This window comes from Pseudoalteromonas sp. SR45-5, from assembly GCF_014163565.1.
Classification (GTDB): Bacteria; Pseudomonadota; Gammaproteobacteria; order Enterobacterales; family Alteromonadaceae; genus Pseudoalteromonas; species Pseudoalteromonas distincta.
Map to the genome: position 1 here is coordinate 1 of NZ_JACJDN010000247.1, position 5,510 is coordinate 5,510.

Annotated in this window: 6 protein-coding genes; all 6 read left to right on the forward strand. The window is 39.2% G+C overall.

Features of this window, described 5'->3' with window-relative positions; genetic code table 11:
- The coding region (pstA, locus tag H5072_RS10680) for a phosphate ABC transporter permease PstA (RefSeq protein ID WP_182693510.1) at positions 1–1,270 on the forward strand (1,270 nt) is incomplete at its 5' end.
- Positions 1,271–1,297: 27 nt separating this feature from the next.
- The gene (pstB, locus tag H5072_RS10685) at positions 1,298–2,125 is read left to right on the forward strand and encodes a phosphate ABC transporter ATP-binding protein PstB (RefSeq protein ID WP_002957840.1); all 828 of its coding nucleotides are present in this window, start codon (positions 1,298–1,300) and stop codon (positions 2,123–2,125) included.
- 46 nt (positions 2,126–2,171) lie between these two features.
- Positions 2,172–2,873 (forward strand): phosphate signaling complex protein PhoU, encoded by a 702-nt coding sequence (phoU, locus tag H5072_RS10690; RefSeq protein ID WP_007586465.1) that lies wholly within the window; start codon positions 2,172–2,174, stop codon positions 2,871–2,873.
- A 150-nt stretch (positions 2,874–3,023) separates the two neighbouring features.
- Complete coding sequence (locus H5072_RS10695; protein ID WP_002957838.1) at positions 3,024–3,701, forward strand: TIGR00153 family protein; 678 nt, start codon at positions 3,024–3,026, stop codon at positions 3,699–3,701.
- A 39-nt stretch (positions 3,702–3,740) separates the two neighbouring features.
- Positions 3,741–5,009: an inorganic phosphate transporter gene (locus H5072_RS10700; RefSeq protein ID WP_024597536.1), complete on the forward strand. Its 1,269-nt coding sequence runs from the start codon at positions 3,741–3,743 to the stop codon at positions 5,007–5,009.
- 82 nt (positions 5,010–5,091) lie between these two features.
- Positions 5,092–5,510: LysR family transcriptional regulator (locus tag H5072_RS10705; RefSeq protein WP_182693511.1), on the forward strand; the 419-nt coding region annotated here is incomplete at its 3' end.

Here is a 5,510-nt window from a genome sequence, read left to right on the forward strand (position 1 = left end):
ATTTGAGCGTAGTAAAAACGGTAATTTTTATGGTTATGTTGAAAGTGTAATTAAAGATGGTAAACCAGTCGAAGGCGATAAAATTGAAGCTCTACATGAACTTGTAGAGCGTGCCGTGGATTTAAACGACGAAGCACTTGATTTACAAAATGGTGACATTGGGCATATTAACTATGAGCTTGAGCGTCTTCGTTTAAAAGAAAAGGGCTACTTACTAGATAACGCACTCACTGATGAACGTGTTGCTGAGCTTGCTCAAGAGCGTGCTGAATTACGTGCGCAGTATGGTGTACTTGAAAAAGATTTATTTGCACTACGTAAACAAGCTAAACGTGACCACGTAACTGTAAAAGATATGCGCGGTGAAGTAGTTACGATTCCAATGTATCAAGTACTTGATGTTTGGTTTCCAAATGATATGGGCTTTTTTGCAAAGCTAGGGCACTACTTTGTGCAGCTAGGTAAGTTTGTATCTGATGACCCACGTGAAGCAAATACAGAGGGCGGTGTTTTCCCTGCTATATTTGGTACTGTGTTTATGGTTATGCTGATGGCTGTAATAGTGACGCCGTTTGGTGTTGTTGCTGCAATTTACTTACACGAGTATGCCGCTAAAAATGCAGTCACTAAGATGATTCGTATTGCGGTGATTAACTTGGCCGGTGTGCCTTCAATTGTGTACGGTGTATTTGGCCTCGGCTTTTTTGTATACATGTTAGGTGGTAGCTTAGACCAATTATTTTACCCTGAAGCGGCACCAACGCCAGTATTTGGTACGCCTGGTGTAATGTGGTCGGCGTTAACGCTTGCTATATTAACTTTGCCAGTTGTTATTGTATCGACTGAAGAGGGCTTATCTCGTATTCCAAGTACCGTACGTGACGGTTCACTAGCGCTTGGCGCAACAAAGGTTGAAACGTTATGGCGCATAATTATTCCAATGGCAAGCCCTGCAATTATGACTGGTTTAATACTGGCAGTTGCGCGTGCTGCAGGTGAAGTTGCACCATTAATGTTAGTAGGCGTTGTGAAAATGGCCCCTACATTACCACTTGATGGTAACTTCCCGTATTTTCACTTAGATAGAAAGTTCATGCACTTAGGCTTTCATATATACGATGTTGGCTTCCAAAGCCCTAATGTTGAAGCGGCACGTCCGCTGGTATACGCCACTGCCTTTTTATTGGTGTCGGTGATTATTACCCTAAACATAACGGCCATTGGTATACGTAACCATTTACGTGAAAAATTCAGATCGCTTGAACACTAATTAGTAAAGATTTTATAGGTAACAAAAATGATTACAGTCGCTCCACAAGTAAACCAAGCTAATATTGGTCAAAAGTTAGACCTAGAAAATTTAACGGATGATCAAAAAGCGCTAGAGATTAAAGACCTCGATCTTTACTACGGTGATAAGCAGGCGCTTAATAAAGTTAATATGAACATTCCTAAAGGCCAAGTAACTGCGTTTATCGGGCCGTCTGGGTGTGGTAAATCAACATTACTGCGTTGTATTAATCGCATGAATGATTTGGTTGATATTTGCCGTATTGAAGGTGAAATATTACTCCATGGTCAAAATATTTACGATAAGAGCGTAGATGTAGCAGCACTTCGTCGTAATGTAGGCATGGTGTTTCAGCGCCCTAATCCATTTCCTAAATCAATTTATGAAAATGTAGTTTATGGCCTGCGCTTACAAGGCATTAAAGAGAAACGTAAATTAGATGAAGTAGTAGAGCAATCACTTCGTGGTGCTGCTTTGTGGGATGAAGTAAAAGATAGATTGCACGATAGCGCGTTTGGCTTATCGGGTGGTCAGCAACAACGTTTAGTTATAGCTCGCTCAATTGCAATTGAGCCTGAGGTACTTTTACTTGATGAACCAACATCAGCACTCGACCCTATTTCTACTTTGGTAATCGAAGAGCTAATAAACGATTTAAAAAACAAATTTACCGTTGTTATTGTTACACACAACATGCAACAAGCAGCGCGTGTATCTGATCAAACAGCCTTTATGTATATGGGCGAATTGATTGAATACTCAGACACAAATACCTTATTTACTACACCAACGAAGAAAAAGACTGAAGATTACATTACCGGTCGTTACGGTTAATTAGCCCGTTATAGCGTGTTGTACAAGATTAAGAGAGAAGGTAACTATGGAACATAATATTAATAAGCATATTTCTGGGCGCTTTAACCAAGAACTAGAAAATGTACGTAACCATGTATTGAGTATGGGTGGCTTAGTTGAGCAGCAATTAAATAGCGCGCTTGATGCGGTGAGTCGTAACGATGCTGAGCTTGCTCAAAAGGTACGTCAGAACGATTACAAAGTAAATGCAATGGAAGTCAGCATTGATGAAGAATGTACGCGTATCATTGCTCGTCGTCAGCCTGCAGCAAGTGACTTACGTTTAGTGATTGCAATTGCAAAAACTATTGCAGATTTAGAACGTATTGGCGATGAAGCTGAGCGAATTGCTAAAGTTGCACTAGACTCATTTACTAAAGATCAACAAGACTTGCTAGTAAATATTGAGAATATGGGCCGCCAAGTTTTAAAGATGTTACATGATGTACTAGACGCATTTGCACGTATGGATGTGCAGCGCGCATTTCAAGTACATAAAGAAGATGCAAAAGTTGACCGTGAATATGAAGCTATCACACGTCAAATAATGACTTATATGATGGAAGATCCACGCTCAATCCCTAAAATTATGGACTTAGTTTGGTCTGTTCGTTCATTAGAGCGCATAGGGGATCGTTGTCAAAATATTGCGGAATACATTATTTATTTTGTAAATGGCAAAGATATTCGTCATACATCTCAAGAAGATATAGAAAAATCGCTATAATTTTTTACCTATTTTTCTTTTTTATTAAAGCGGCTTAGTGCCGCTTTGTGCATTGCAAGCCTTAGTGAAGTAATAAAAAGCGTTCACAATCTTGGTTAATACTGTAAAATTCATGCTGCAAAGCATATCAATTTGATTAAAGGGTCAGTTATGCCTACAAACGCGTTTTTAGGAGTATTTGCAAAATCTCCTATCAAACCAATGGAAGAACACATCAAGAAGGTTCATCAAGCAAGTAAAGCTTTGATACCTTTTTTTAATCACGTATTTAAAGAAGAGTGGGTACAAGCTGAAGAGCTTCGCATCACTATTCGCAATTTAGAACGTGAAGCTGATGATATGAAAAGAGATATACGCTTACAATTGCCACGTGGTTTATTCATGCCGGTAGAGCGTACAGATCTTCTCGAATTAGTAACTCAACAAGATAAAATTGCCAATAAAGCAAAAGATATTGCAGGACGAGTGATTGGTCGTGAAATGACCATTCCTAAAGTTATGCAAGCTGATTTCTTAGCTTACTTAACCCGTTGTGTAGATGCGACTAAACAAGCATCTAAAGCAATTAACGAATTAGAAGAATTGCTAGAAACGGGTTTTAAAGGTCGAGAAGTCACCTTAGTAGAAAAAATGTTAGTTGAATTGGATGCCATAGAACAAGACACGGACGAAATGCAGATAAAAGTACGCCGCCAGCTACGTGATGTAGAGGGTGAGTTAAACCCAATTGATGTGATGTTTTTGTACAAAATCATTGAATGGGTTGGCGAGCTTGCAGATATTGCAGAGCGCGTAGGATCACGTCTTGAGCTGATGTTAGCTCGTTAATTTAAAATCAGTTCAAACACGAAAGATTAAGGTTTTACAATGGATATCATTGCATCTTACGGCACGGTATTAATTTTAATTGCCGCAGCAGTCGGCTTTTTTATGGCTTATGGTATTGGCGCGAACGACGTAGCGAACGCCATGGGTACATCTGTAGGTTCAAAAGCGCTAACAATCAAACAAGCTATTTTTATAGCGATGATTTTTGAATTTGCAGGCGCCTATTTAGCAGGTGGTGAGGTTACATCAACAATTCGTAAAGGAATTATTGATGCAGCACCATTTGCAGATATTCCGGAATTAATGGTTCTGGGTATGATTTCGTCTTTATTTGCAGCCGGTGCTTGGTTATTAATGGCCTCGTTCTTAGGTTGGCCTGTATCTACAACTCACTCAATCATTGGTGCAATCATTGGTTTTGCGTTAGTTGCAGTAGGTACTGAGGCGATTCAATGGGATAAAGTAGGTGGTATTGTAGGTAGTTGGATTATAACACCTGCCATATCAGGCTTTATTGCATACTTAATATTCATGAGTGCACAAAAGCTTATCTTTAATACAGATGCACCACTAAAAAATGCTAAACGTTATGTCCCTCTTTATATGGGCTTAGCAGGTTTTATCATGGCATTGGTTACAATTAAAAAGGGCTTAAAGCACGTTGGTATAGACCTAGGCTCAGCTGAAGGCTATGCACTGTCAGTAGGTGTTGCAATAGTTGTTGCTGTGATTGGTAAAATTGCCATATCTCGCTTAAATATTGATCCAAAAGCAGATAAACAAATGCAGTTCAACAATGTTGAAAAAGTATTTGCTGTTCTTATGGTACTAACAGCATGTTGTATGGCATTTGCACATGGTTCTAATGACGTTGCTAATGCAATTGGTCCACTAGCAGCTGTTGTAAACATTGTTGAAAACAATGGTGAAATTGCTAAAAAAGCAGCTATTGCTTGGTGGATTCTACCTCTAGGTGGTTTTGGTATTGTTGCTGGTCTTGCTATTTTAGGCAAAAAAGTAATCAAAACTATTGGTGAAGGTATTACACATTTAACACCTAGCCGTGGTTTTGCTGCTGAACTAGCTGCTGCTTCTACCGTTGTTATTGCCTCAGGTACTGGTATGCCAATCTCTACTACTCAAACCTTAGTGGGTGCGGTATTAGGTGTAGGTATGGCACGTGGAATTGGCGCGCTTAACATGGGTGTTATCAGAAACATTGTAGTTTCTTGGGTAATTACATTGCCAGTTGGCGCTGCCCTTGCTATTGTTATTTTCTACGTACTAAGAACCGCATTTGGGGTTTAATAAAAAAGTACTCAAAGACTTTTAGCTTGAAAAGATCTCAATGCCCTAGGTGTTGGGGTCTTTTTATTTGTGGAAAGAAAAAATGACTAACCTTCCAAGTATTAAACAACTACAGTATTTATTAGCTGTTCATCAACATCAGCACTTTGGCAGAGCCGCTAGTGCCTGCTTTATAGGACAATCTACTTTAAGTAGCGCTATTCAAAATCTTGAAGAAACACTAGGCTGTCAGCTAATTGAGCGTGAAAATCGCAGCCTGATGTTTACCAGTATTGGTGAAGAAGTTGTTGAGCGTTCTCGTAAAATAATTAACGATACGATTAGTTTAAAAGAGCTTACAAAAAGCTTTTTAACACCACTGAGTGGTAAGCTGACTGTGGGTGTTATACCTACAATTGCAAGCTTTATAGCGGCTCCGCTTTATCATTTTTGTAAAGAAACCTTTTGTGATTTAGAGCTGGTATTAATTGAAGATACGAGTGACAAGCTACTGGATAAACT

Excerpts from the sequence above, each read along its gene's own strand:
- phoU (WP_007586465.1), top strand. The coding sequence starts at position 2,172 with ATGGAACATAATATTAATAAGCATATTTCTGGGCGCTTTAACCAAGAA.
- H5072_RS10700 (WP_024597536.1), top strand. The coding sequence starts at position 3,741 with ATGGATATCATTGCATCTTACGGCACGGTATTAATTTTAATTGCCGCA.
- pstB (WP_002957840.1), top strand. The coding sequence starts at position 1,298 with ATGATTACAGTCGCTCCACAAGTAAACCAAGCTAATATTGGTCAAAAG.
- H5072_RS10695 (WP_002957838.1), top strand. The coding sequence starts at position 3,024 with ATGCCTACAAACGCGTTTTTAGGAGTATTTGCAAAATCTCCTATCAAA.